At 29.7% G+C, this 3,709-nt stretch carries 5 protein-coding genes; 4 read left to right on the top strand and 1 reads right to left on the bottom strand.

The window, feature by feature from the left end:
• Positions 1-617 precede the first annotated feature (617 nt).
• Both G5V56_RS11370 and G5V56_RS11375 read left to right on the top strand, forming a co-directional pair.
• Positions 618-1,109 (top strand): hypothetical protein, encoded by a 492-nt coding sequence (locus G5V56_RS11370; RefSeq protein WP_166965057.1) that lies wholly within the window; start codon positions 618-620, stop codon positions 1,107-1,109.
• Positions 1,110-1,264: 155 nt separating this feature from the next.
• Positions 1,265-1,522: a hypothetical protein gene (locus G5V56_RS11375; RefSeq protein WP_166965059.1), complete on the top strand. Its 258-nt coding sequence runs from the start codon at positions 1,265-1,267 to the stop codon at positions 1,520-1,522.
• On the opposite strand, the gene G5V56_RS11380 is transcribed toward G5V56_RS11375, so the two are convergent.
• Positions 1,488-1,751, bottom strand: a complete 264-nt coding sequence (locus G5V56_RS11380) for a hypothetical protein (RefSeq protein WP_166965061.1) — start codon at positions 1,749-1,751, stop codon at positions 1,488-1,490. The genes G5V56_RS11375 and G5V56_RS11380 overlap by 35 nt on opposite strands.
• 224 nt (positions 1,752-1,975) lie before the next feature.
• Here G5V56_RS11380 and G5V56_RS11385 point away from each other — a divergent pair, with 224 nt between their 5' ends.
• Together G5V56_RS11385 and G5V56_RS18970 are read left to right on the top strand one after the other, a co-directional pair.
• Entirely contained in the window at positions 1,976-2,893 is a 918-nt protein-coding gene (locus tag G5V56_RS11385; protein ID WP_166965063.1) for a hypothetical protein, read from the top strand.
• Between the two features lie 614 nt (positions 2,894-3,507).
• A partial coding sequence (locus tag G5V56_RS18970) for a hypothetical protein (protein WP_206285899.1) occupies positions 3,508-3,709 on the top strand: 202 nt, incomplete at its 3' end.

The following is a 3,709-nucleotide window of genomic DNA, read 5'->3' on the forward strand; positions in this document are numbered from 1 at the left end:
TTTCTTACATTTAACTGCATACCTAATCTGAAAAATGGCTCTTAAAATCCGCTACTTTTCATATAGGTACACGTTAGCTTTAATGCTGGAGCAAGTTTGCGGAATTGAAAAAAAGCCTAGTCTATTTCTCATTTTTTTTTGAGTTTTAAGACAATCAAAAACAAAAAATATATTGAGGAATTTCAAAAATTACTGCTGACTTTTTAGCTCGTTTGTGCAATCGGAACTGAATTTATTTACTGCTGACTTTTTAGCTCGTTTGCGGAATAACTTTGTCTTCCAAAACATCGGAATTGAATTAAAAAATTGCGATTCTCAAGCGTCGGAATAGCAAGTTTGCAGAATCAATAAAAATGTGGAATCAAAAGCTGACCGAAAAAAGTACGGAATGAATTACAAAAGCACTAAAAGCTAACAAAGTATAAAAATAATTGCTATTTTGTGCTTAAATAAAAGGTGTTGCTTTTTTGCTTCTGCCGATTTTCCTTCGGAAAATCTGCCTCGCTCTAAAACGCAACTATTTTTATACCAAACCGTTACCTGTAATTATGAAAAACATCCTGCTTGCCATCATATTTTTGCCAATTTCAACTTATTGCCAATCACCAAAATCTTACTTGGAATTAGTTGATGACGCAAAAACAAAGAAAAGCACGGAACAAATTGAAAATTTGATTATTGGAACGTGGGAATTTGAAAAATTGACTGATAAAAACGGAAAAATAATTGCCGAAATAAAACATTTTGTAAATGACACAATTACTGCCAATGAAGTTGTTTGGCGACCAAGTATGCGGATTGAAAAAAATGGAACTTATGAACTAATTGGTTGTGAAAACACGGAAAATTGTGAAAGTGGAAAATGGGAATATGACTCAAAAGAAAAGGTCCTTATAATGACTTTTGACAAACCACAATACAACGTTCCGATTGAGAAACTTGCGCCTGGACTTTTGGAACAATTAAAAAAATCTGGCTCTTTAATTGAATTTACGAAAAACGAAATAGAAATTGCGGAAATCACTCAAACGGAATTGAAAGTATTTGAATTTTTGGAAAGTGACGGAACTGAATTTAAGTATAATTTAAAAGTATATCGGAAAAAATAACTACAGGTAACACCGTATAAAATTAATGGCTAGTTCTCGCCTATTTACGAAAATCCTATCGGATTTTCTATCTAGTTTTTATTTGCTAAATTAGGTGCTTAACCACGCAACAAACCATATACAAAACGTTACCAAAAATTTAAACATCATTACGAATGACAAAAGACATTATAAAAGAATTAGACTTGATTTATGACAATCATAAAAAAGATTTAGACAATATATTAATAAATCATCGTTTTGAACAAAGCAAAAAATCTTATAAAAGAGAATTTGAACAATTTTCAAAAGAACTTATTAAAAAACAAGTTGAACTAAATAAATCTAATGACATTGAAACTGATAAACATATAATTATTTTGCAAAACAAATCAAAGTCTATTTATCAGAACTTTCTTGATTTTTATCAATAATATCTAATATAAATTCTCTTTCATCTGACCAACACTCACGATTCATTTCATCTAAATAAAATTGAGCTTCTGTTAGTTTAACTAAAAAACGACCAAAATTATCATTAAATGAATCATGTTTTGTAAATACTGGATGAATAGAATCTCTAATAGAGCGAGCTTTATTTACTAATACATCTAAATTGCTGACATAAATGTTTTTTTCATCTGTTTTAGCTACTTGTTCCATATATGACTTTAAAAATTAATAATTTAATTAAAAAACTTTTGGTAACACCGTATAAAAATAATGCTTAGTTTAGTGCTTAATCAAGGGTTAGTGCGTTTTGCTAGCTTCTGATTTTCCTTCGGAAAATCCTCGCACACAAAACCGCACTATTCTTATACAATCACGTTAGCACCAATATGACCAAAATACTACGAAAATTCATATCATATTTCATAATAAGCAGCTTGGTTTACTATATATTCTTGATTGTCGAAGCCATCAGCTTATATTTCAATGAATTTGGATTTGACTTGACATATGGAATTATGGTAAGTTTTGGTCAGGTTGCATCCACAATTAATTTCGGGATTTTCATAGCTCTCATATTAACAACAGCAGATTTATTAAAAGAAAAAAATCCTATATCTAAAATGTTCAAATTTGGATTGGTTATGTCTCTAATCTTTGGAGGTTTAATTTTCTTATTATCTGATAAAGTTGTGCCGGAATTACGAATGACCACTTTCTTAAACAGATATGAAAATGCGAGAAAAGAAGCATTCAGTTCTCAAGAAAGAGCTGATAAAACGAAAGAATTTAAGAAAACGAATGCGGATATGATGAGTATTGGCCTCATAAACCATTATTCTGACTCATTAGAAAACGAAAATATATCTCAAAAGAAAATAATCGATGACTTATTGCGAAAAATTCCAGACAGCATAATCCAAAGTGATTTTTCTAAAAAGGAACTTAATGAATATGATATACCAAAAAACAACTTAATAACTGAATTTAACCGTAGAGATTTGTTTAAACTACAAACGGAAATTAGAAAAAATAAGGTTTTAACAAAGCAGTTAAAGAAATCAAATTGGAAAAAAAACGAACGATTTATAAATAGTCTTTTAACCTTATTTTTAGTCTGTTTTGGAGTTGTTATTGGTGCAAATTTTAAAAATCAGAATACCTTTTCATTAGTCTGCATTGGTATAGTAATTTATTCATACACCCTGACTTTATTAGCTGCAATGACTGATTATTTCATTGACGAAAAAAACTTAATTGGACTGATTTTTAAACTGACAATAATTTTGATAGTGTTTTTATATTTAATCTATAGAATATCAATTAAAAAAAATACTGGTGCTAACACCGTATAAAAAAAATTGCTAGTTTTAGCTAAACCAAAGTTAGTTGCTCGTTTGCTAGCTTCTGATTTTCCTTCGGAAAATCCTCGCACTCAAACACGCAACTTTCCTTATACATCAACGTTGGCATTCATTGGCGAAACGCACTCTAAATGTAAAAATAGAAATTTAAAAACATCTGATTTTTAGAGCTAAAACACTAAATAAATAACTGAATTGAATAACTTTACGAAGATAAACCGATAAACAAATTGAATATGAATTACATAAAAACTGGATTAATAATTTCGACAATTATTATTTTTCTTTCGATGATATTTTTACAATATGACGTTTTGGGAGTGAACACAGTTAAAGATGTTTTTATAATTCCCGCATTTATTATTAATGCTTCATTGATTTTTAAAATTTTCAGGAATAAAAAACAAACGGCTGAATAAAAGGCTCTGAATTATCACTCAAACGCTGAATGAATTTTGAATAGAATTTAACAAGTTCCTGAATTGCTCACTCAATCGGAATTGAAAAATTTTGCGGAATTAATCGCTGACCGAATTCACTCAAACGCAGGAAAAATAGAAAACGGAATTAAGCCGAATAATTAGTAGTCTGAATAAAACAACGAAATGCCAACACCGTGTAAAAATAATTGCTTGGTTCTTGTCTACTCGGAAAATCCTACGGATTTTCCTCTGGTTCGTTCCATTTTTAGTAAGTTAGTGGCTTGCACACGCAACTATCCTTACACAAACACGTTGTATTTAATATCGATAACTTTTGGATTTTCCTCTAAAAAATCTGGTTTTCAAGTGTTTAATCTCGCTTTAT

Source organism: Yeosuana marina, from assembly GCF_011762485.1.
Lineage (GTDB): Bacteria > Bacteroidota > Bacteroidia > Flavobacteriales > Flavobacteriaceae > Yeosuana > Yeosuana marina.